Genomic DNA, 22,676 nt, shown 5'->3' with positions numbered 1-22,676 from the left:
TATAAATCGGCGCGCGCCGGCTAAAATCAGCACAGGGGGGATTTTCCCCCGTAAGGGAGAGAAGGATGAAAACCCTGCAATATTCTTTCGCGCAGATTGAAGCATTCGCCACCATCGCCGAGACCGGCAGCCTGTCGCGGGCGGCCATTCGGTTAGGTAAAGACCGAACCACGCTGCGCGATCTGCTGGACTATCTGGAAGACGCGCTGGGTTACCATCTGTTCAGCCGGGAAGGGCGTACCCTGATCTTAACCGCCGAAGGCGAGCAGCTTTTTCGTCAGGCGCATCTGCTGTTGCGCCAGGCGCAGGCTTTCGAGTCTTTTGCGCAAACGCTGCCGCAAACCACCGGACAGGCGCTGCGTCTGGTGTACGATCCCTTTATCCCACGTGATTTTCTCTGCGCGCTGGCCGATACGCTGGCCCGGCGGCAGATCCGCCTGAGCTGCTGGAGCGCCTCGCGGCGCGAAGCCGAGCAGGCGCTGAGCGATGGCGTGGCGGATATGGCGCTGTGCCAGGCTAACAACCGCACGCTGGGGAGCGAAATGGAGTGGCGGGCGCTCGGCACCGTGGATCTGCGTTTCTACGCGGCGGACAGCCTGTTCCACGACGCTCCGCGGCCGCTGACGCTATTGAATCTTTCGTTGACGCCGCAGTTAGTGATGCACCGGCGCAGTGACGATCAGATTGCCCGCCGGCTGCAGATCTCCGGCCATACGCTGTATATGAACGAAATTACCCTGCTGCGCCATGCGCTGGAGCAGGGGAGGGGCTGGGGGTTTTTACCGGACCATTTGCGGCCAGGCGAGTGGCAGGGAGTCAGTGAAATCGCGACGGAGGTCGGCAGTCAGGGGCTGAACGTCACCATGGTGATGCTCTGGCTGCCCGGAATGAATAAGCACCGGATGCTTAGCGACATCGTGGACGAGGCGCCGGAGCTTTGGCGGCGCGGATAACAAAACGCCCCGGAGCCGAAGACCCCGGGGCGCTTGCCATACAACTTGCTATCGGCGATTACGCGCGAACGAAGTCGATGTGAGTCAGTTTCGGCTTGAACGCGTGGCGCTGAACAGCCTGAACTTTGACTTTTTCTTCTTTGCCATCAACCACGACGGTCAGAACTTCGCCGTAAAACTCAGCTTTGTCCTGCATGTTCCATACTTTGTCGTGGTCCAGTTCGATAGCAACCGGAGCAGCTTCGCCACCGTAGATGATTGCCGGGAACTTGTTAGCTGCGCGCAGGCGGCGGCTCGCACCCTTACCCTGCTCTTTACGTACTTCTGCGTTGATAGTAAACATTGATGTCTCTCTATATATAAAGCCTGCTACAGGCGACCCAGCAACAGGCGGATTATCTGCTTTGCGAATGCAAAAGCGGGCGGCATTATAGCCGCCAAACGACACCCGGGCAATCAAAACCTCAGCTTTCGGGTGATTAACGCAGCTCGTTGGCGCGGCGAAAACGCCCCTGATAATCGAACACTTTTTCCCGCACCTGCCAGTACTGGCCTTTCATGCGGGCGACGACAAAGTCCGGATGGCGCAGCAGCGCCTGCTGGGCCACGATATCCGCCGGCGTTATCCAGCGCAGCGGCACCCCGGGGGTGCGGGTATGCGGGCGAATAAATAGTTGTTCGAAGGCGGTGCGCTGGGCGGGCGTCTGCAGACGGAAGCGCTCACTGACGTCGGCGCCGTCTTCATCGTAGTAGGTGATTTTCAGCCACGGGCCTTTCTCGTCGCCGCCGTGCTGCAGGGCCATGCCGCTGCAGCGTAGCACCAGCGCGTCCTTCAGCTTCAGCGCCGCCTTCAGCATATCGTCCGGGTCAACCAGAATGGTGTCGCACTCCCTGCAGCGGCGGGCGGCGATATCGTTTTCCGCGTTGCACTGCGGACAGTTTTTGAAGCGAAAGCGGAAGTCGCACTGTTCGCGGTGGCCGTCGTCATCTTCGAACCACCCCTGGCAGCGGCGGCCAAAATGCTCAATCAAGGTGCCGTCGGCGGTGGTTTTGCCCCAGAAGGTATTGGCGAAGCCGCAGGCCGGGCAGAAGACCTGCACCGGCACGTTGTCGCTTTTACCCTTCGGCGTTCCCACTTCCGGGGCGTACAGGTCGTGCGGGTTGCCGGCGTAGTCGAGGATCAGGCAGTCGGTTTTTCCCGGCGCCAGGCGCAGGCCGCGGCCAACGATCTGTTGGTAAAGACTCACCGACTCGGTGGGGCGGAGGATGGCGATCAGGTCGACGTGCGGGGCGTCGAAGCCGGTGGTCAGCACCGCGACGTTCACCAGATAGCGATACTCCTGCGCTTTAAACGCCTCGATGATGCGATCCCGTTCCGGACCCGGGGTTTCCCCGGTGATCAGCGTCGCCTGGCCTGCCGGTAGCAGGCCGGTCACTTCCCGGGCGTGCTCCACGGTGGCGGCGAAGATCATCACCCCTTTGCGGCTTTCGGCGAACTCCACGATCTGGCTGACGATATGTGGGGTGATACGCTGCTGTTTTTTCAGCTCATGGTTAAGATCGGCTTCGCTGAACAGGCCGTTGCTTTGCGCCTGCAGGCGACTGAAATCGTACTGCACCACCGGCATATCGAGGCGCTCCGGCGGCGTCAGGTAGCCGTGCTTAATCATATAGCGCAGCGGTAGCTCATAGATGCAGTCGCGGAACAGGGCCTTTTCATCGCCGCGCACCATCCCGTGGTAGTGGAACTGATAGATCCAGCCCTTGCCAAGGCGGAACGGAGTGGCCGTCAGGCCGAGCAGCCGGATCTGCGGATTAACCTGCCGCAGGTGGCCGATGATCTGCTGATACTGGCTGTCGTCATCATCGCTGATGCGGTGGCATTCATCGACGATGAGTAGCGAAAATTCGCTGCGAAACTGGTCGAGATTGCGCGCCACCGACTGCACGCTACCGAACACCACTTTGCCGTGGCTCTCTTTTCGCTGCAGACCGGCGGCAAAGATATCCGCCTCGAGGCCAAGGGCGCAGTATTTGGCATGATTCTGCGCCACCAGCTCTTTGACGTGGGCCAGCACCAGCACGCGGCCGCGGGCCAGGCGGGCAAGCTCGGCGATCACCAGGCTTTTGCCCGCGCCGGTGGGCAGGACAATCGCCGCCGGCTCGGTATGGCGACGGAACCAGGCGAGGGTGGCATCGACGGCTTCTTGTTGGTAAGGACGTAATGTAAAAGTCATGAATTCACGGGGCTAATTAACTCGCGAATAGTATGCCATGAATCTTTTCCCTTGAGTGGTGTTAAGAGCCCGTTATACTAGCCAGTGAAATTCTTCTTTTTCGGGCGATTTGCCCGCTCCAGCACTTTGACAGGCTAAAAAAATCTCATGCGACTTGATAAGTTTATCGCTCAGCAGCTTGGCGTCAGCCGGGCTATTGCCGGGCGTGAAATCCGCGGCAGCCGCGTTACCGTGGACGGCGACATTGTAAAAGATGCTTCCTTTAAGCTTCAGCCGGAGCACGAGGTGGAGTATGACGGGAACACGCTGACCCAGCAGATCGGCCCGCGCTATTTTATGCTCAACAAGCCGCAAGGGTACGTCTGTTCCACCGACGATCCCGATCATCCGACTATCCTTTATTTCCTCGACGAGCCGGTGGCGCATAAGCTGCACGCCGCCGGACGGCTGGATATCGACACCACCGGACTGGTGCTGATGACCGATGACGGCCAGTGGTCGCACCGCATTACCTCGCCACGCCACCATTGTGAAAAAACCTATCTGGTGGCGCTGGAAAGCCCGCTGGCGGAAGGGACCGCGGAGCTGTTCGCCAAAGGCGTCCAACTGCATAACGAAAAAGATCTCACCAAACCGGCGGTGCTGGAAATTATCACTCCGACCGAAGTGCGCCTCACCATCAGCGAAGGCCGCTACCATCAGGTGAAACGCATGTTTGCCGCCGTGGGTAACCACGTGGTTGGCCTGCATCGGGAACGCATCGGCGACATCCAGCTGGATGAATCGCTGGCGCCGGGTGAATATCGCCCGCTGACGGAAGCGGAAATCGCCAGCGTGGGCGCCCCGCAGCCACGGAGTAAAACGTGACGCTGAAGCAGAATTCTTCACTGGGGATTGTGTTTATCCTTGGCCTGCTGGCCATGCTGATGCCGCTGTCGATCGATATGTACCTCCCGGCCCTGCCGGTGATCGCTGCCCAGTACCACGTGCCGGACGGTAGCGCGCAGATGACCCTCAGCACCTATATCCTCGGCTTTGCGTTGGGTCAGCTGCTGTACGGTCCGATGGCTGACAGCCTCGGCCGCAAGCCGGTGATCCTCGGCGGAACGCTGGTCTTCGCAGCGGCGGCGGTGGCCTGCGCCCTGTCGCAGACCATCGAGATGCTGATCGCCATGCGCTTCTTCCACGGTCTGGCGGCCGCGGCGGCCAGCGTGGTGATTAACGCCCTGATGCGCGACATCTATCCGAAAGATGAGTTTTCGCGGATGATGTCGTTTGTCATGCTGGTGACGACCATTGCGCCGCTGGTGGCGCCGATGGTCGGCGGGGCGGTGCTGGTCTGGTTCAGCTGGCATGCCATTTTCTGGATCCTTGCCCTGGTGGCCCTGCTGGCCTCGCTGATGATCGGCCTGTTTATCCGCGAAACGCTACCGGCTGAAAGGCGTCAGCCGTTCCACCTGCGGACCACGCTGGGTAACTTTGCCACCCTGTTCCGCCATAAGCGGGTCCTGAGCTATATGCTGGCGAGCGGCTTTAGCTTCGCGGGCATGTTCTCTTTCCTAAGCGCCGGGCCTTTCGTCTATATCAATATTAACCACGTTGCGCCTCAGCACTTTGGCTACTATTTTGCGCTGAACATTGTCTTTTTATTCCTGATGACCATGTTCAACAGCCGGTTTGTGCGGCGGGTAGGGGCGTTGCGCATGTTCCGCGCCGGGCTGTGGATCCAGTTTGCCATGGCGGTGTGGATGGTGGTTTGCGCGCTGCTCGACGTCGGTTTCTGGTCGCTGGTGATCGGCGTGGCGGCCTTCGTTGGCTGCGTATCGATGGTGTCGTCTAACGCTATGGCGGTGATCCTCGATGAGTTTCCGCATATGGCGGGCACCGCTTCGTCGCTGGCGGGGACTTTCCGCTTTGGTATCGGGGCGATTATCGGCGCGCTGCTGTCGATGGCCACCTTTACCACCGCCTGGCCGATGCTGATCTCTATCGCCTTCTGCGCCACCAGCTCTATTTTCTTCTCGCTTTACGCTTCACGCCGGCGAAAAATCGCACGCTAGGTCACATTTTCAGGGGCGAAATCGCCCCTTTCTTGATGCATGTCAACCGCAATGGGCTTCAGGGTTCTGTGATTTGTTTCCTTTATGTAAAATCAATTAGTGTAAAAAGTCGCATTGTTGCGATAAAAAAGTTGTTTTGGATCACAGAAACGGGTACATATAGCGCCAATCGGCTTGCCGGGTTAAAAAATAACACGCTGGAATATAAGCGCTTAACCCTGGTCCGACGCGGCTGTAAACGTTTTCTGCGTCTGAGCAGGACTATTTGTCAACAGTGTGTTAATATTGATGTAAATTTATTGTGAAGCCTTTTGCTTCCGGGGAAACCACGTGAATACACAACAACTCTCTATCGTACACCGTCTGCCGCAGAGCTATCGCTGGCTGGCCGGTTTTGCGGGTTCCAGAGTTGAACCGATTCCGCAAAACGGCGCGCAGAACGAAAACAGTCTCGTCGCCCTGAAACTGCTGAGTCCGGACGGTGAAAAAGCCTGGCCGGTGATGCATAAGCTCAGCCAGGCGTTAAGCGACATCGAAGTCGACTGTTCCGTTCTTGAGTGCGAAGGCGAACCCTGCCTGTTCGTTAATCTGCAGGATGAGTTTGCCGCCACCTGTCGTCTGAAAAATTTTGGCGTGGCGATCGCCGAGCCCTTCTCCGGCAATAACCCTTTCTGACCGTCAGCTTAGCGCCAGCAGCTGGCGGGTATACTCATGCCGGGGCGCGCTGAAGACGGACTGGCACTCGCCCTGTTCAACCACCACTCCCTGCCGCAGCACCATCACCTGGTGACACAGCGCGCGCACCACGCCTAAATCATGGCTGATAAAAATATAGGCCAGCTGATGCTTCAGCTGTAATGCTTTCAACAGATTCAGGATCTGCGCCTGAACGGTTTTATCCAGCGAAGAAGTCGGCTCGTCGAGGACGATCAGTTGCGGCTTGACGATTAACGCTCTGGCGATGGCGATACGCTGGCGCTGGCCGCCGGAGAATGCCGCCGGGTAGCGCTGGCGGCTGGCCGGATCGAGCCCGACCTCCTGCATGGCAAGGATTACCGCCTGTTCGCGTTCGACTGCCGTCAGCGTCGGCTGGTGGACGCGCAATCCTTCTTCAATAATCTGCTGCGCCGTCAGGCGCGGATTGAGCGACGAGTTCGGATCCTGAAAAACCACCTGCATTTGTCGGCGCAGCGGCAGCAGCTGTCGACGGTTACGCCCCTGAATCGGCTGACCGGCAAAGATTATCCTGCCCTCGGATGAGATCAGGCGCAGCAGCGCCAGACCGGTGGTGCTTTTCCCCGAGCCCGATTCGCCCACCAGCCCCAGCGTCTCGCCGGCGCGTAGCTGAAAACTGAGGCTGTTGACCACCCGATGGTGATCGACAACCCGGCGCAGGATCCCTTTGCGAACAGGAAATGCCACGTTTAAATCGTCCACCTGCAGCAGCACCGGGGCATCGACGGCCAACGGCACCGGCTCACCGTCCGGTTCGCTATCCAGCAGGCGTTGGGTGTAGGGATGAGCCGGCGCGCTGAACAGCGCCCGACAGTGATTGTGCTCCACGCAGCGGCCGTTCTGCATTACCGCCACCCGGTCAGCCAGCTGGCGGACGATGCTCAGGTTATGGGTGATAAACAGCATCCCCATGTTCAGCTCCCGCTTCAGCTCGCGCAGCAGCTGCAGAATTTGCGCCTGCACTGACACATCGAGGGCGGTGGTCGGCTCGTCGGCGATCAGCAGCTCAGGGCGCGTCAGCAGCGCCATGGCGATCATCACTCGCTGGCGCTCGCCGCCGGAGAGCTGGTGCGGATAGTCCGCCAGCCGCCGCGGCGCCTGTCGGATCCCGACGCGCTCCAGACAGTCGAGGATCTCGCCGCGCGCCGCCTCTTTGCGCATTCCCCGGTGTAAAGACAGCACCTCGTAGAGCTGTTTTTCCAGGGTATGAAGGGGATTGAGCGACACCATCGGCTCCTGAAAGATCATCGCGATCCGGTTGCCGCGCACGCCGCGCAGGGTCGCCTCATCCGCATGCAGCAGCGACTGGCCATGAAAACGGATATCGCCGCTGGGGTAACTGGCCGGTGGGGTAGGGAGCAGCCGCAGCACCGACAGGGCGGAGACGCTCTTACCGGAGCCGGATTCTCCCACCAGGGCCAGCGTTTCGCCGACCGCCACCTCGAGCGACAGATTATGCACGACGGTCTGCGTCTCGCCCTGCTGGCGAAAGGCGATAGAGAGATTGTCGATAGCTAACAGCGGGTGGGTCATATTACACCGCCTTACTGGGGTCAAAGGCGTCGCGAACCGCTTCACCGATGAAAATCAGCAGCGTCAGCAGCACGGCGACGGAAAGAAACGCGGCAATACCCAGCCAGGGCGCCTGCAGGTTGTTTTTGCCCTGCAGGAGCAGCTCGCCGAGTGAGGGCGAGCCAAGCGGCAGGCCGAAGCCGAGAAAATCCAGCGACGTCAGGGTGGTAATAGAGCTGCAAAGAATAAAAGGCAGGAAGGTGAGGGTCGCCACCATCGCGTTGGGCAGCATATGCCGCAGGATGATCTGCCGGTCGCTGACCCCTAACGCCTGCGCCGCCCGGATGTAGTCGTAGTTGCGGGTGCGGAGAAATTCAGCGCGCACCACGCCCACCAGTGTCATCCAGCCAAACAGGACGGTGATCGCCAACAGCCACCAGAAGCCCGGCTGCACGACGCTGGAGAGCAGAATGATCAGAAACAGCGTCGGCATGCCGGACCAGACTTCGATAAAACGCTGCCCCCAGAGGTCGATTTTACCGCCGTAATAACCCTGGATCGCCCCGGCCAGCACCCCCAGCACGCTGGAGAACAGCGTCAGCAGCAGGCCAAAGAGTACCGAGATGCGCGTCCCATAGAGGATCCGCGCCAGCACATCGCCGCCGTTGGCGTCGGTGCCGAGCCAGTTGCTGGCTGAGGGCGGCGAGGGAAAAGGAACCGTGCTGGCAAAATTGATCGTCGTCGCGCCGAAGCGCACCGGCGGCCAAAGCGCCCAGCCGTGGCTGGCCAGCTGGTGCTGCAGCCACGGATCCTGATAGTCAGCGGCGGTGGCGAATGCGCCGCCGAAGGTCTGCTCGGTGTAGTTTTTTAATACCGGGACGTACAGCTGGCCCCGGTACTGCACCAGCAGCGGCCGATCGTTGGCCAGCAGCTCAGCCCCCAGGCTGCAGAGGAAGAGAATTAAAAACAGCCACAGCGACCAGTAACCGCGACGGTTGTGGCGAAAGCGCGCCCAGCGGGCCTGATTAACGGGACTGAAGAACGACATTAGCGGCCCTCAAAATCAATACGCGGGTCGACCAGCGTATAGCTGATATCGCTGACGATATTAAGCAGCAGGCCGATCAGGGTGAAAATATAGAGCGTCCCGAACATCACCGGATAGTCGCGGGAGACCGTCGCTTCATAGCCCAGCAGCCCCAGACCATTCAACGAGAACATCACTTCGATCAGCAGCGAGCCGGTAAAGAACATACTGATAAAGGTGGCCGGGAAACCAGCGATCACCAGCAGCATGGCGTTGCGGAACACGTGTCCCCAGAGGATCTGTTTCTCCCCGACCCCTTTGGCGCGGGCGGTAACCACATACTGTTTGCGGATCTCGTCGAGGAAGCTGTTTTTGGTCAGCATGGTCAGGGCGGCGAAGCCGCCGATCACCGTCGCCAGCACCGGCAGGGTGATGTGCCACAGATAGTCGAGGATCTTTTCATACCACGGCAGGGTGTCGAAGTTTGGCGAGACCAGACCGCGCAGCGGGAAGAGGTCGAAATAGCTGCCGCCGGCGAAAATCACGATCAGCAGGATGGCGAACAGAAAGGCGGGGATAGCATAGCCAATGATAATCAGCGTACTGCTCCAGATGTCAAAGCGGCTGCCGTTGCTGACGGCTTTGCGGATGCCCAGCGGAATGGAGACCAGATAGATGATCAGCGTGCTCCACAGCCCGAGGCTCACCGAGACCGGCAGGCTGTCTTTAATCAGCTGCAGCACGGAGGCGCTGCGAAACAGGCTGTCGCCAAAATCAAAGCGCAGATAATCGCCCAGCATCTTCAGGTAGCGCTCGTGCAGCGGTTTGTCGAAGCCGTAGCGGTGGGTGATCTCGGCGATGACTTCCGGATCGAGGCCGCGCCCGCCGCGATAGTGCCCCTCGCTGATATTGCCGGCGCCGGTGCGGGCATGGCTGGCGCCCATCCCGCCGTCGCCGGCGCCTGGCATTCCGCCGTGCTGACCAAATTCGATGGCGGCGATGGCCTGGTCGACCGGGCCGCCGGGGGCGATCTGCACAATAAAAAAGTTAATGGTGATGATGGCCCACAAGGTGGGGATCACTAACAGCAAACGGCGGATCAGGTAACTGCCCATGGTATGTCCTTAGCGTCTGTCCGCGGGGAGGGTGGCCGCTTTGTTCGCGTCATACCACCAGGTATCAAGGCCGGACGAATAAATGGGGCGGGTTTTCGGGAACGAGAATTTATTCCACCACGCGGTGCGGTCCTGCGCCATATACCACATCGGCAACATATAGTGGTTCCAGGTGAGGACGCGGTCCAGCGCCCGGCCGAGCGGGAGCAGCTTCTGCTTATTACCCTGCCACTGCAGGATCTGCGCAATCAGTTTATCTACCACCGGACTCTGCACCCCCGGCGCGTTGTAGCTGGAGTGAATATAGTCTGACGCCCAGGAGATTTGCAGGTCGGTCCCCGGCCAGGGCATGGCACGCCACAGGCTTGGCATCATGTCGTAATCGCGGCTGCGGCGGCGGTTGCTGTACTGCGAGTTATCCACCTGACGAATATCCATGACGATCCCCAGGCGCTGCAGGTTGTGCTGGAACGGCAGCACCCAGCGGTCATTGCTTCCGGCCGGCATCAGCAGCTCAAAGCGCAGCGGCTTACCGGTGGCGGCGTTAACCCGGCGCTGGTTCTTCACCGTCCAGCCTGCCGCGTTGAGCAGGGCGTCGGCTTTGAGTAAGTTGGCGCGGTCAAAGCCATCGCCGCGGGAGACCGGCGGCTGGTAAACCTGGCTGAAGAGCTCGGGGGGTAGTTCGTTTTTCATCGGCGTCAGCAGGGCCAGTTCGGCCGCGTCGGGCAGGCTGCGGGCGGCATATTCGGTGTTCTGGAAATAGCTATTGGCGCGCTGATAGGCGCTGTAGAACAGCGCTTTGTTCATCCATTCAAAATCAAACGCCAGGGTAATGGCCTCCCGCACCCGGCGATCGGCGAATACCGGGCGCTGGATATTGAACGCCAGCCACTGGGTGTCCTGCGCCGAGGTGTTGGCATACTCCTCTTTGATGATATAGCCGCGGCTGAAGTTGCGGCCAACGTAGCGGGTAGCCCAGTTTTTGGCGACCGTCTCTTCCCGGCGGTCAACGGCCCCGGCTTTAAAGGCTTCAAAAGCGACGTTGTCGTCAAGATAATAGTCATAGCGCAGCGTATCGAAGTTCCAGCGACCGCGGTTGACCGGCAGGTCGGCCGCCCAGTAGTCGGCGACCCGGGAATAGGTAATATACTGTCCCATCCGCCAGGCGCTGATGCGATAGGGTCCGCTGGCCAGCGGTGGCTTTGACAGCGGGTCGCTAAGTTTGTGATGGCGCCAGAACGCCTCGGGCATCACCGGTAGGCTCAGCAGGCTCAGCATATTCTCTTTACCGGGCTGGCCGAGGTCGATACGCACAGTCAACGGCGCGATGGCCTTCACGGTGGTGCCTTTATAAAAGAGGCGGAACTGCGGAACCCCTTCGGTCATAAACTTCTTGAAGGTAAAAGCGACATCCTGGGCGGTGATTGGCGTGCCGTCGTGAAAACGGGCGCGGGGGTTGAGAGCGATCTCCATCCATGAATAGTCCCCGGCGTAGCGCGCCCGCTCGGCAATCAGCGGATAATAGCTCCCGGGCTCATCATCCGAAGTGGTGAACAGGGGATCGTAGAGCGCCTCAGTTCGTACCGCGGGATTGCCGCGCAGCGCGTAGCGGTTGAAGTTGTCGAAGGTGCCGATTGCCGCCAGGGTGAGCGTGCCACCTTTCGGCGCCTGCGGATTGACATAATCAAAATGGCTGAAACCGGCGGCGTATTTGGGCTCGCCGATAATCGCGAAGGCGACGCTTTCCTGAATGGATTGCGCGTTAGCGCTCAGGCTAAACAGAGCAAGCAGAAGCAGAAAAAGTCGCGCATACATAGGCGGCAGAATACCCCGTCATAGCCGGCCCCCATGGCCGACTTCTGTTCCCGCATCATAAGTGAGACTTAACGCGTTGTGAAATAGTTCGCGGGTTCATCGTGCGCGGCCACCAGCGCCGCCAGCGACAGCGGCCGGCTGATCCAGTACCCCTGCAGGAAATGAACCCCCTGAGCGCGGAGCCACTCCGCCTGCTCCTGGGTCTCCACCCCTTCGGCGACGGTCATTAATTTCAGCCGGCGGCTGAGGGTCAGTACCGCATCCAGCACTGGCGAGGTAACAGTTTCGGTGCCGATCGCCTGCACAAAACCGCGATCGATCTTCAGATAGTCGAAGTTATAGCGCTCAAGGTAGATCAGCGCGCTATGCCCGGTGCCAAAATCATCAATCGCGATTTCGAATCCCTGGCGGTGGAGCCAGGCGAAGTTAGCCATCGATTTTTCTTTATCAATCATCGCCCGCTCGGTCACCTCCAGCACCACGTGAAAATGGCCGGCGGGCAGCGCGGCGGCGAAGCGCAGCATATCGTCGCGGAAGCTGTCGGCCTGCAGATGGGCAGGAGATATATTCAGCCCCAGCTTGACGCCGCGCGGCAGAATACGCTTCAACACCGCAGCATCGCGGGCGATCAGCGCCAGCAGATGATGGGTTAGCGGCACGATCATCTGCTGGGTTTCGGCCAGGTTAATAAAAACGTCGGGCGGGATTTCGCCCACCACCGGATGGCGCCAGCGCATCAGGACCTCGACACCGCTGATATGCAGAGTCTGGGCATTCACCACCGGCTGATAGACGACGTAGAACTGGTTGTTTTTGATCCCCAGGAGAATGGATTTTCGCGGATCCGATTTGATCGTCAGCACGTAATAGCAGAGTAGCCCCGCCAGCAGGCCGCACACCACTCCGAGCAGCAGAGCAAACTGCGTATTTTCCGCCAGCCAGCTGTTGGCATACAGGTAGACCTTCAGCGGTAAACCCTCGATCTGTGTCTGGCGGATCGGCGCGTTATGCAGCGTTTGCGGATCCACCAGCCGGTTACTGAAGGTGGAGATGGCGGTGTGATCGATGGCCAGCGCAATGCCGCTGAAATCATTCTGCCGTGCAGAATAGAGGATATACGGTGTGAGATTGGCGTTAATCGACACGAAAATGCCGCTGTTTTTATCACCAGGTTTTCCTACCCACAACGCCAGCGCCGCGCTCTTCGGCATCATCGGCGTGCCCGGCAAAATGGCCATATCAAGGGGTTTACGGATATCAATGGCCGGGATCAGCTGGGTGAGGGGGGTATCCATGGCGCCGGTTGCCGAGGAGCAAAAGGCCACGCCGTTTTTGACCAGCAGAAAGGCGCGGACGTTAGGGCTGAAAGCGGCATGGGAGGTGAGCCCGGAGTCAATATTCTCGCAGGGCTGGTCCACCAGCGGCTGCAGGCCGTCGATGGTTTGCCGCAGGTCGTGAAAGTAGCTCTTCAGATAGGTATTAACGTTGTTGATAATGGCGTCGAAACGCTCCGCCCGGTTATGGTAAATCACCATAAACTGAATGCTGCCGGCCAGTAGCGCGACGATAATTCCCACGCACAGGCTGGTTAGCCAGGTTTTACGCTGGGGCGAAAAGTAGCGAGTCAGCATAGCTATAGTCTTTCCGTGTTATTGATGCGCAGCAACGGGTTGTCAGTCGTCGTTTTTCTCATTCCCACTTAAAAGACATAGCTTATTTTGCGTCGTTCAGAATCAGGTGGCAAAAAAAAACACTGCCGGGGCAGTGTTTTTTATCCCGCTTCCAGCCAAGGGATAACCGGCGGCGGTAGAGGACAGTTTACGAGCGGCTCAGGACTCGACGCGCTTCGTTGTAGCGCTTTTTCCAGTATGGCTCATCCATGCTGGAGATAGTCACCCCGCTGCTGGTAGAGGCGTGAACAAACTGGTTGTTGCCGAGGTAGATCCCGACATGGCGGCCGGTAGAACCGGCACGGAACAGAACCAGATCGCCGGTACGCAGCTGGGTACGGGAAATCGATTTTCCGGTTTCCTGCTGTTCAGAAGTTGAACGCGGCAGTTCCAGACCAAATTGTTCGCGGAAGGTGCGCTGCACGAACGCCGAGCAGTCGATACCTTTGCGGGTGCTGCCGCCGAGGCGGTAACGCACGCCTTTCCAGCTGGCATACTGATCCATTAAACGGGACTTCACGTCCAGGTTACGGACCATCGTTTCAAATTCATCCTGAGAGGCTTGCAGTGATGATAAATCGCCACTACCCACAGCATGCGTCTCAGAATGCATATTCCTGGCGGTACTTGTTGAACTACACGCGGAAAGCAGAACCGCTACTGCAATCGCGGGGGCTACCCGCAAGATGTATCTCAAAATCGGCTGAGATTTGACCATGCTGTTTATTTTCCCTTGTTGTCCTTAACGACAATGTCGTTATAAAAAATGCCAAACGTGTTAGAGCCTAAATACCCATCCGCAATGAGACAATTCCTTAAGCTTAAATTTGTGCAGTCACGCACAATTTTATTCATGCCTTGAATTAATGTTGCGGAAAAGGCAAAACGAGAACGAGATTACCCTATCAAACGCCGCATGGCGAGCGGTTTTGCGCGATTTCTTATAAGTATTTTGGTGACAAAAAGTGAATCATCGGGAAAGGCCAAAATAGCGACAATATCGGGCAAAAAACAGACAATTCCTTCATTTGTCACGGGATTAATGTGACAAGAAGATGAACGTGATGTAGAAAAAAAGGACAATTGAAAAAAAGGGACCCAAAAGGTCCCCTTATAGATAATGAGTCTGGCGACTGCCGGAGACATTATTTGGCTGATATTCCACCGGGTAAGTAGCGATCGAAAAAGGCGATCAGTTTATCGCTCAGGGGAGTCATCAATACCCAGGGCGCGCCAATCAGCACGGCGGTCAGCGAGCCGACGGCAATATCGCTGAACCAGTGGGCGCCAATCATCACCCGCGGGAAAGCAAAGACCACAAATATCACCAGCGCCACGGCCAGCGCGCGGCGACCAAAATAGCGCCACATAAAGCTCGCGAAGATCAGCAGCATCATCCCATGATCGCCGGGGAAGCTGTCCTTGGAAGCATCCTTAGTGGGGAAGTTAACGACGTCGCTGACGCGGGTCACATCGCTGAAAAACAACGACGGGCTGGCGCGCTGAACCGGCATCAGGTGCTGCGCCAGCTGGTTGATGATCACCGCCGCCAGCAGCATCACCAGGCCCATAATGGCGATCTGACGACGGCCTGCCGCCGGCGCCTTGAGCCAGTAGCTAAGCATCAGGCACCCCATCGCCAGCAGCGAGCAGGCGTCGAAGGCGCGATTGTTGATGATCGCCAGCAGCCAGGCGTAAGCGCGGCTGACGCTGACGCCATGGTTAAAGAAATGGAAGATCGCGGAGTCAACAGGCGCCCACGCGCCGTGGTTGGCTGGCAGATACCAGGAGCAAAATAGCGCCACACCCGCGATGTTTAGCAGCAAGATTAAAGGAATTCGGTTTTTCATCATAGCCATTGCGATTTTGTGACAGTCGGCGGCAACCTTAGCCGCCTTAACTTAAACGAAGCCTCAACAATGAGGTCTGGAGCGCATTCCAGTCGGCTTCATTAGCGGAAATAAGCTCGATGCGGCTATCGGGCGGGGCGACGCTGAGGGTCTCGATATGCAGATCCTCACCCTGGCGGTTGATCCGCACCGCCCCTTCGGCAATGCGCAGCACACCTTTGACGCGCGCCACCGGCGCCAGCCGGGCCCACTCCAGCAGGGCGATGGTGTCAAAGACCGTTTCCGCGTCGAAGATCCAACCGCAGGCCTGATAGCCCTGGCCGCTGTTAAGGTGGCGGCGCCAGCGCTGGTGTTCCGCCAGGCTAAGGGCGGCGAGACCGGCTGTTGGAGGATGGCGATGGGCGTGCTCCGCGCTCGCCGGCAGTGGGGCGGTGTTGCGCCGGGGTTCATCAAGCAGGGCGAGGTCGATATTCCCCTGGATCGCCGACACCTGGCGGCGCTCGCCACCCCAGCGTTGCCACCAGTCGGCAAACGCCTGAGCGCTTTCGGGCGTTTCCCGATCGCTTTTATTGGCCACGATGATATCCGCCGCCGCCAGCTGGTCGCGAAAGTTGTCGTTGTTGACCGCTTTCTCGTCCAGTAACTGACGCGGATCGAGGATGCACAGGGTCGCGCGCAGATCGATCCAGGGTTCATACACCGCCGCGGTGAGAATATCGAGGATCTGCTTTGGATGGCCAAGTCCGGTAGGTTCGATCAACAGACGATCGGGTTTCCCCTGGCGCAGCAGGGTGTTCAGCCCGACCTGCATCGGCAGGCCATTGACACAGCACATGCAGCCGCCGGGGATCTCTTTGAGCAGGGCGCCGCTGTCGGCCAGCAGCGCGCCGTCTATCCCGACTTCGCCAAACTCGTTAACCAGTACGGCCCATTTTTCATCCGCAGGCTTCTGCGCCAGCAGATGAAGAATCGAGGTCGTCTTACCGCTGCCGAGAAAGCCGGTGATCAAATTGGTTCTGGTCACTCTTTTCTCCAGGATAAATGTAATGTTGTAACAGTTATGCCTATCCTGACGAAAAAAGAGGGAAAAGAGAAGTCCTGAGGCGGACAGAAGGGAATTCTGTCCGCATAAGCGCAAATATTGTTAAGAATCGAGCGCGCGGGCAACTGCCTCGCGGGCGCCGTGCATCGCCAGCTGCTGCCAGGCGGCGCGGATCCCGGCGACAAACAGAGCGTTGCGCGGCAGGTCGCGGCCAAATATTTCCTCCAGACCCAGCAGGGCGTCAACACGCTGCTGCTCATCGCTCTGCGCCACCCGCTGCTGGATCTTGTCTACCAGCGGATCGCGCACGTCGATGGTCTGACCGGCATCATCCGTGCCGCTGACGTAGCGCATCCAGCCGGCCACGCCGAGGGCCAGCAGCGGCCAGCGGCTGCCGCGCTCAAGATGCACGCGAATACCGTCGAGCATGCGCTGGGGTAGCTTCTGGCTGCCGTCCATGGCGATTTGCCAGGTACGGTGTTTGAGCGCCGGGTTGCTGAAGCGCGCGATCAGGCTGTCGGCATAGGCCGCCAGGTCGACGCCGGTAATGGTCAGCGTCGGGGCCTGTTCGTCGAGCATCAGCTGGCGGGCGGCGCGGCGGAAGACCTCATCCTGCATGCAGTCGCTGACGTGCGCATGACCTGCCAGATAGCCAAGCCAGGCGAGGAAAGAGTGGCTGCCGTTGAGCATCCGCAGCTTCATCTGCTCCCAGGGCAGCACGTCGTCGGTCATCTGCACGCCTGCCGTCTCCCAGGCGGGGCGCCCGGCGACAAAGTGGTCTTCGACTACCCACTGAATGAAGGGTTCGCAGCTGATGGCGCAGGGATCTTCCACCCCCAGCACGGCGGCGATTTCCGCCAGCGATTCGGCGGTGGCGGCGGGAACAATGCGATCCACCATGGTGCCCGGGAAGCTAACGTTGTCGGCGATCCAGCTCGCCAGCGCCGGACTGCGTTTTTCCGCCATGCCGAGGACGGCATTTTTCACCACGTGGCCGTTATCGGGAATGTTATCGCAGGAGAGCACGGTAAAGGGCGGCAGGCCGCGTTCCCGGCGGCGGGCCAGCGCTTCAACTAAAATACCGGGAGCCGACTGCGGGAGCGTCGGATTTTCCAGATCGTGAACGATGCGCGGATGCGTCGGATCCAGCTTGCCGGTCGCCGGATCGATGCAATAGCCTTTTTCCGTGATGGTCAGCGAGACAATCGCCACCTGCGGCTCGCAAAATTTCTCGATAATCGCCGCCAGCGAATCGAGCCTGGCGTTCAGGCATTCGTGCACTGCGCCGATAATAATGGGCTGATTACCGTCGGCGCCTTTTTCCAGTACGGTAAACAGGTGGTCCTGTTCGCGAAGCTGGCTCATCAGCGTATCGCCGCTGAACAGACTGATTTCGCAGATCCCCCAGTCGCCGCCGATGTTATTCAGCACGCGATCGGTCAGCAGCGCCTGGTGCGCGCGATGAAACGCGCCAAAGCCGAAATGGACAATACGCGAGCGGAGCTGGCTGCGATCGTACTGAGGACGTTGCACGTTTTCCGGTAGCGTAGCGGTTGCAATTGTTGTCATTCTTCACACACCTGTTTAACTGCTTATTAACATTGCCAGTCTAAAGTTATATGACAGGAAATTAAATTGGTAAGCCGAAATTATCCGCTGACTGTGAGCTGGATCAATCAATGCGCCGGCACTGTTTGCAGCCTGCTGAGAAACATGTATGGTAGTCGTCATGAGTGTCGCCATTATTGGTATAACAACTTTTGTGAGGGCATAGCGATGGAGCAAACCTGGCGGTGGTATGGGCCGAACGATCCGGTATCGCTTGATGATGTACGGCAGGCAGGAGCGACCGGGGTCGTCACTGCGCTGCACCATATTGCAAACGGCCAGGTCTGGCCGGTCGACGAGATTAAAGAGCGTCAGGCGCAGTTAGCGGCGAAAGGGCTGACCTGGTCGGTGGTCGAAAGCATTCCGGTGCATGAGGATATTAAAACCCACAGCGGGCAGTATACGACCTGGATTGCCAACTATCAGCAGAGCATCCGCAACCTCGCGGCCTGCGGCATCGATACCGTATGCTACAACTTTATGCCGATCCTCGACTGGACGCGCACCGATCTGGAATATGAGCTGCCGGACGGCTCCCGGGCGCTGCGTTTCGATCAGATCGCCTTCGCCGCCTTTGAACTGCATATCCTCAAACGCCCGGGGGCGGAAGCGGATTACAGCGAAGAAGAGCAGCGCCAGGCCGAGGCGTATTACAAGGCGATGAGCGAAGCGGACATTGAGAAACTGACCCGCAATATCATCGCCGGCCTGCCGGGGGCGGAAGAGGGTTACACCCTCGACCAGTTCCGCGCGCGTCTGGCGGAATATGACCACATCGATAAAGCGCAGCTGCGCGAAAATATGGCCTATTTCCTGCGGGCCATCGTGCCGGTGTGCGAAGAGGTGGGGATCCGTCTGGCTGTGCATCCGGACGATCCGCCGCGGCCGATCCTTGGCCTGCCGCGTATCGTCTCGACCATTGAAGATATGCAGTGGCTGAAAGAGACAGTGGACAGCATTAATAATGGCTTTACCATGTGCACCGGATCCTATGGCGTCCGCGCCGATAACGATCTGGTAAAGATGGTGGAGACCTTTGGCGATCGTATCCACTTTACCCATCTGCGCTCCACCTGCCGTGAAGCGAACCCGAAAACCTTCCACGAGGCGGCGCACCTTAGCGGCGACGTTAATATGGTGGCGGTGGTGGATGCGATTCTGCGTGAAGAGCAGCGGCGTAAGCAGGCCGGCGATCTGCGCCCGATCCCCTTCCGTCCGGATCATGGTCATCAGATGCTCGATGATCTGCGCAAGAAAACCAACCCAGGCTATTCGGCGATTGGCCGTCTCAAGGGGATGGCGGAAGTACGCGGCGTGGAGCTGGCGCTGAAGATGACCAAATACCCTGAACTGCTGTAATCGCGGCAATGGGGATAATAAAAAGGACAGCCAGCGGCTGTCCTTTTTTATGTCAACTCGTCACGGAAGATTAATCCGCGCGGCCCATATAGCGGCACTCTTCGATATGAATGCGGATTTTCTCACCGGTGGTCAGGTATTCCGGCACCTGAATCACCAGGCCAGTGCTCATGGTGGCGGGCTTGGTGCGGGAGCTGGCGGATGCCCCTTTAATCCCCGGCGCGGTTTCGATAATTTCCAGGTCCACGGTCTGCGGCAGCTCAAGCGCCAGCAGCTGCCCATCCCAGGTCAGCACCTGCATATCCGGCATGCCGCCTTCCGGAATAAACTGCAGCTCTTCTTCGATCTGCTCTTTTGTGAAGGTGTAAGGGGTGTAGTCTTCTTTATCCATGAACACGTATTCGTTGCCATCGACATAAGAGAAGTCAACGAAACGGCGGGTCAGGGTCACGGTATCGACGATATCGTCGCCTTTGAAGCGCTCTTCTACTTTCAGGCCGGTACGCACATCGGAGAAGCGCATTTTATACAGTGTCGCAGCACCGCGGGCGCTGGGTGACTGAATATCGATATTTTTCACAATCAGCAGCTTGCCGTTGTAATTCAGCACCATACCTTTTTTAATTTCATTCGCTCTTGGCATTGCAGTAATCCTGTCACTTAACGAGTCAAAAATATCGCGTAAAACTACTCGCGCCCGGGCATTCAGGCAAGTGGAATTCGCGAGTTTTGCTATCTTCTGGCAAAACGTTTAGGCTGTGGCGCAAAATGAGCGTTCGGGAGCTGGGTTGTGGAATGTCGTACTGATTGTGGCGCATGTTGCATCGCCCCCTCTATATCATCGCCGATCCCCGGTATGCCGCAGGGCAAGCCGGCCAACACTCGCTGTATTCAGCTCTCCGAGCACAATCTGTGCCTCATTTTCGGTTCCCCACTGCGCCCGAAGGTGTGCGCCAGCCTGCAGCCCTCGCCGGAGATGTGCTTGACTCATCGTGATGAAGCCATTACCTGGCTGCTGGCGCTTGAGCTGGCCACCGCGCCCTGAGCTTAAAGCAGCAAATGAGACAGGTTTTTGATATGGACGCTGAGGCCGTCCAGCAGCGCCTGGACGCGCAGCGGAAGAATGTCCCGTCGCTGGTAGATAAGCCAGGCCTGCAGATCGATACAGCGCTCCTTTTTCAGACAGGGAACCAACTGTCCTGCCGCCAGCTCGGTGGCGAGTGAATAGTAGGGCGCATAAACGATCCCCATCCCCAGCTTCGCCAGCTCCACCGCCGGCAGCGTGTTATCGCACACGAATCCCCCCTTTACCGTGAGATTAAGCGGTTTGCCGTTTTTGCTTTTGAAGGTCCAGATATTGTCGCTGCCGCCCAGCATACGCAGGGTGATGCACTCATGATCCACCAGCGCCTCCGGTTCGGCGATAGGGTGTTGCGCGAGGTAATCCGGGGAGGCGAAGACGCCGGTACGAAAGCGGGTAAACGGGCGGGCGATGAGGTTTTCATTCTGTGGCTTAAAGGGGCTTATCAGCAGATCGCAGTCGCTATTGAAAATGGCGCCGTATTTCTGTTCCCGCTCGCTGGCGTTGCGGGTGACCAGATTGATCTGCAGCTCCGGCAGCGTTTTTCTTAGCGCTGGCAGAATATAGCGCCCGAGAAACTGGTGGATGCCGATGGGCGCGCCAAGGGTGACAACGCCCTGCAGTGTGTTCTTATAACGGTCGGCGAGGTTGATAAGCTGCTCATGCTGCGCAAGAACGGCGCTGCTGGCGTGAATAAACTGCTCGCCGAACTCGGTACGCACCAGTTCCCTGGCGGTGCGCAGAAAAATAGCCAGACCGACTTTCCGCTCCACGCTGGTCAGCGTCCGTGAGACGTTAGACTGGGGCATATTCAGGCGCTGGGCTGCCCGGCTTACGCTGGCGGTTTCGGCGATGGCGCAGAGGATCCTCAGCTCGTCCATTTTAAAGTCTTTCAACATCTTATCGCTGCCTGATATTAATAGTATATCAAAAATGATATACCAGTTTGGCTGAATTGCCATGTGATTTATTGATCCGCTGAACGTATGATGGCCTTTGCGTTGAACAGTCGTTTATTTAAGGAAATCTGTGCGTTTTATTGCTTCTTTTGTGGTTCTCGACGTGATTAAAAATAACGATCTTCCCGCTGGCTTACTGAGTGTATATGCACCATGCTGCTTAATTATTTTGCTTTGTTTGTATTAATACTGGTATTTCTCATATTGTTTTATGGAGTTATTATTATCCACGATATTCCCTATCACATCGCGCAAAAACGCCAGCATCCCCATCAGGACGCGATTCATGTAGCAGGCTGGATAAGCCTGTTTACCCTGCATGCTATCTGGCCTTTTCTGTGGATCTGGGCCACGTTGTACCGGCCTGATCGTGGCTGGGGGATGGCCTCACAGACCGGAGGACATCAGCAGCGAGCGGAACTGGAGAAACGCATTGCGTTACTTGAAGCGGCATTAAAAAACAGCCAGCAGGCGTCGGTGGAGAATAGCGAGAAATAATATGGATCTGTTAATTATCCTTTGCTATGTCGCCATTGCCTGGGGCGTGTTTAAAATATTTCGCATTCCAGTAAATAAATGGACGATCCCCACCGCTATATTAGTCGGAATAGTGATCGTCGGTGCGCTAATATTAACGATGAACTATAACCACCCCTATACGATGCGAGCGCAAAAAATTGTCGTCTCCATTCCGATGGTGCCGCAGGTATCAGGCGAGGTGGTGGAGGTGACCAGTAAAACCAATGTGTTAATGAAGAAGGGCGAACTGCTGTTTCGCATCGACGATACCCGCTACCGCGCACGCCTGAACAAGCTGAAAGCCGATCTGGCGGCCGAGGAGGCCACGCTGCGGGCGAAGCAGGCAACCATTGACGATGCCAGCGCCAGAGTACAGCAGGCGCAGGCGGAGTACGACCGGGTCACCCGCGACTACCAGCGCTATGCCCAGGGAGCGGCCATGCCGGTGAATCCTTTTTCGGAACAGGATGTGACTCATGCCAGGCAGCAGGTGCAGATCCAGTCGGCGGTACTGCAGGCGGCGAAAGCGCAATTACAAAACGCCCGAGAGCAGGTATCCGGACGCTACCACGGGCTGGATGCCAATATTGCCAGCCTGAAATCGCAGATCCTTGAAGCGGAGTATAATCTGGCGCAAACCGTGATTCGCGCGCCGAGCGACGGCTACGTCACCCAGCTTCTGGCGCGGCCGGGGATGACCGCGGTGCGTCTGCCCTTCAAGCCGGTGCTGGTGTTTATTCCCCAGCAAAAGCGCCAGGTGGTGGCGGTATTCCGCCAGAATTCGGTCCTGCGTCTGACGGCCGGGGATAGCGCGGAGGTGGTGTTTAACGGTCTGCCGGGCAGCGTCTACAGCGGTAAGGTATCGCGGGTGTTGCCGACCGTCCCGGACGGCAGCTACCAGGCCAGCGGCGCGCTGCAAGGACTGAACGCCGGGGCAGGGAAAGAGGGCATTTACGTGCTGATCGACCTCGATCCCCATCCGGAAGTGGAACATTTACCGGACGGGGTCAGCGCCCAGGCGGCGGTGTATACCGATTATTTTGCCCATGTGTCGATTATGCGCAAAGTGCTGCTGCGCATGACCAGCTGGCTGCATTATCTCTATCTGGATCATTAATCCCCATTGCCCGGCTC

The 22,676-nt window shown here is 58.2% G+C and carries 21 protein-coding genes; 8 read left to right on the top strand and 13 right to left on the bottom strand.

Features of this window, described 5'->3' with window-relative positions; translation table 11 throughout:
- The first annotated feature begins 65 nt into the window (after nt 1-65).
- On the top strand, nt 66-953 hold the full coding sequence (locus tag ABLU50_RS22385; RefSeq protein WP_080828021.1) for a LysR family transcriptional regulator: 888 nt from the start codon (nt 66-68) through the stop codon (nt 951-953).
- A 58-nt stretch (nt 954-1,011) separates the two neighbouring features.
- Here the strand turns inward: ABLU50_RS22385 and rplY are convergent, their stop codons facing one another.
- Both rplY and ABLU50_RS22375 read right to left on the bottom strand, forming a co-directional pair.
- Nucleotides 1,012-1,296: a 50S ribosomal protein L25 gene (rplY, locus tag ABLU50_RS22380; protein ID WP_004201664.1), complete on the bottom strand. Its 285-nt coding sequence runs from the start codon at nt 1,294-1,296 to the stop codon at nt 1,012-1,014.
- A gap of 136 nt (nt 1,297-1,432) precedes the next feature.
- Entirely contained in the window at nt 1,433-3,190 is a 1,758-nt protein-coding gene (locus ABLU50_RS22375; protein ID WP_087832078.1) for a DEAD/DEAH box helicase, read from the bottom strand.
- 147 nt (nt 3,191-3,337) lie between these two features.
- Between ABLU50_RS22375 and rsuA the strand changes: the two genes are divergently transcribed.
- From rsuA to ABLU50_RS22360, 3 genes are all read left to right on the top strand, one after another.
- The gene (gene rsuA, locus ABLU50_RS22370; protein ID WP_087832079.1) at nt 3,338-4,057 is read left to right on the top strand and encodes a 16S rRNA pseudouridine(516) synthase RsuA; all 720 of its coding nucleotides are present in this window, start codon (nt 3,338-3,340) and stop codon (nt 4,055-4,057) included.
- Complete coding sequence (locus tag ABLU50_RS22365) at nt 4,054-5,250, top strand: Bcr/CflA family multidrug efflux MFS transporter (RefSeq protein WP_004201661.1); 1,197 nt, start codon at nt 4,054-4,056, stop codon at nt 5,248-5,250. Before rsuA ends, ABLU50_RS22365 begins: the two co-directional genes overlap by 4 nt.
- 330 nt (nt 5,251-5,580) lie before the next feature.
- On the top strand, nt 5,581-5,925 hold the full coding sequence (locus ABLU50_RS22360; RefSeq protein WP_002912974.1) for a YejG family protein: 345 nt from the start codon (nt 5,581-5,583) through the stop codon (nt 5,923-5,925).
- A 3-nt stretch (nt 5,926-5,928) separates the two neighbouring features.
- On the opposite strand, the gene yejF is transcribed toward ABLU50_RS22360, so the two are convergent.
- The 9 genes from yejF to ABLU50_RS22315 all read right to left on the bottom strand — a co-directional run bounded on the left by yejF (nt 5,929) and on the right by ABLU50_RS22315 (nt 17,585).
- The gene (gene yejF / locus ABLU50_RS22355; protein ID WP_087832080.1) at nt 5,929-7,518 is read right to left on the bottom strand and encodes a microcin C ABC transporter ATP-binding protein YejF; all 1,590 of its coding nucleotides are present in this window, start codon (nt 7,516-7,518) and stop codon (nt 5,929-5,931) included.
- Nucleotide 7,519: 1 nt separating this feature from the next.
- Nucleotides 7,520-8,545, bottom strand: coding sequence for a microcin C ABC transporter permease (locus tag ABLU50_RS22350; RefSeq protein WP_017899313.1), 1,026 nt, complete (start codon nt 8,543-8,545; stop codon nt 7,520-7,522).
- Complete coding sequence (locus ABLU50_RS22345) at nt 8,545-9,639, bottom strand: microcin C ABC transporter permease YejB (protein ID WP_004201658.1); 1,095 nt, start codon at nt 9,637-9,639, stop codon at nt 8,545-8,547. Before ABLU50_RS22345 ends, ABLU50_RS22350 begins: the two co-directional genes overlap by 1 nt.
- Nucleotides 9,640-9,648: 9 nt before the next feature.
- Nucleotides 9,649-11,454, bottom strand: a complete 1,806-nt coding sequence (locus ABLU50_RS22340) for an extracellular solute-binding protein (RefSeq protein WP_065697561.1) — start codon at nt 11,452-11,454, stop codon at nt 9,649-9,651.
- Between the two features lie 68 nt (nt 11,455-11,522).
- Nucleotides 11,523-13,085 (bottom strand): cyclic di-GMP phosphodiesterase, encoded by a 1,563-nt coding sequence (locus ABLU50_RS22335; protein WP_057216287.1) that lies wholly within the window; start codon nt 13,083-13,085, stop codon nt 11,523-11,525.
- Between the two features lie 187 nt (nt 13,086-13,272).
- Complete coding sequence (mepS, locus tag ABLU50_RS22330) at nt 13,273-13,842, bottom strand: bifunctional murein DD-endopeptidase/murein LD-carboxypeptidase (protein ID WP_004201653.1); 570 nt, start codon at nt 13,840-13,842, stop codon at nt 13,273-13,275.
- A gap of 427 nt (nt 13,843-14,269) precedes the next feature.
- Nucleotides 14,270-14,983 (bottom strand): phosphatase PAP2 family protein, encoded by a 714-nt coding sequence (locus ABLU50_RS22325; RefSeq protein ID WP_004201651.1) that lies wholly within the window; start codon nt 14,981-14,983, stop codon nt 14,270-14,272.
- A gap of 37 nt (nt 14,984-15,020) precedes the next feature.
- Entirely contained in the window at nt 15,021-15,998 is a 978-nt protein-coding gene (locus tag ABLU50_RS22320) for a GTP-binding protein (RefSeq protein ID WP_004201650.1), read from the bottom strand.
- A gap of 120 nt (nt 15,999-16,118) precedes the next feature.
- A complete protein-coding gene (locus ABLU50_RS22315) occupies nt 16,119-17,585 on the bottom strand; it encodes a fructuronate reductase (protein WP_004201649.1) in 1,467 nt (488 codons plus the stop codon).
- A gap of 207 nt (nt 17,586-17,792) precedes the next feature.
- Here ABLU50_RS22315 and uxuA point away from each other — a divergent pair, with 207 nt between their 5' ends.
- Nucleotides 17,793-18,983, top strand: coding sequence for a mannonate dehydratase (uxuA, locus tag ABLU50_RS22310; RefSeq protein ID WP_087832081.1), 1,191 nt, complete (start codon nt 17,793-17,795; stop codon nt 18,981-18,983).
- Between the two features lie 70 nt (nt 18,984-19,053).
- On the opposite strand, the gene yeiP is transcribed toward uxuA, so the two are convergent.
- Entirely contained in the window at nt 19,054-19,626 is a 573-nt protein-coding gene (gene yeiP, locus ABLU50_RS22305; protein WP_002912951.1) for an elongation factor P-like protein YeiP, read from the bottom strand.
- Nucleotides 19,627-19,773: 147 nt separating this feature from the next.
- On the opposite strand from yeiP, the gene ABLU50_RS22300 reads away from it, so the two are divergent.
- The gene (locus tag ABLU50_RS22300) at nt 19,774-20,028 is read left to right on the top strand and encodes a YkgJ family cysteine cluster protein (RefSeq protein WP_004201647.1); all 255 of its coding nucleotides are present in this window, start codon (nt 19,774-19,776) and stop codon (nt 20,026-20,028) included.
- A 2-nt stretch (nt 20,029-20,030) separates the two neighbouring features.
- Here the strand turns inward: ABLU50_RS22300 and ABLU50_RS22295 are convergent, their stop codons facing one another.
- Complete coding sequence (locus ABLU50_RS22295; RefSeq protein WP_017899320.1) at nt 20,031-20,963, bottom strand: LysR family transcriptional regulator; 933 nt, start codon at nt 20,961-20,963, stop codon at nt 20,031-20,033.
- A 213-nt stretch (nt 20,964-21,176) separates the two neighbouring features.
- Here ABLU50_RS22295 and ABLU50_RS22290 point away from each other — a divergent pair, with 213 nt between their 5' ends.
- Both ABLU50_RS22290 and ABLU50_RS22285 read left to right on the top strand, forming a co-directional pair.
- Entirely contained in the window at nt 21,177-21,521 is a 345-nt protein-coding gene (locus tag ABLU50_RS22290; protein WP_049093647.1) for a DUF3302 domain-containing protein, read from the top strand.
- A gap of 1 nt (nt 21,522) precedes the next feature.
- Nucleotides 21,523-22,659: an HlyD family secretion protein gene (locus ABLU50_RS22285; RefSeq protein ID WP_087832083.1), complete on the top strand. Its 1,137-nt coding sequence runs from the start codon at nt 21,523-21,525 to the stop codon at nt 22,657-22,659.
- Nucleotides 22,660-22,676 lie beyond the last annotated feature (17 nt).

Source organism: Klebsiella sp. GG_Kp173, from assembly GCF_040062415.1.
GTDB classification, from domain to species: Bacteria; Pseudomonadota; Gammaproteobacteria; order Enterobacterales; family Enterobacteriaceae; genus Klebsiella; species Klebsiella quasipneumoniae.
This window is presented reverse-complemented; position numbering and strand designations above follow the sequence as displayed.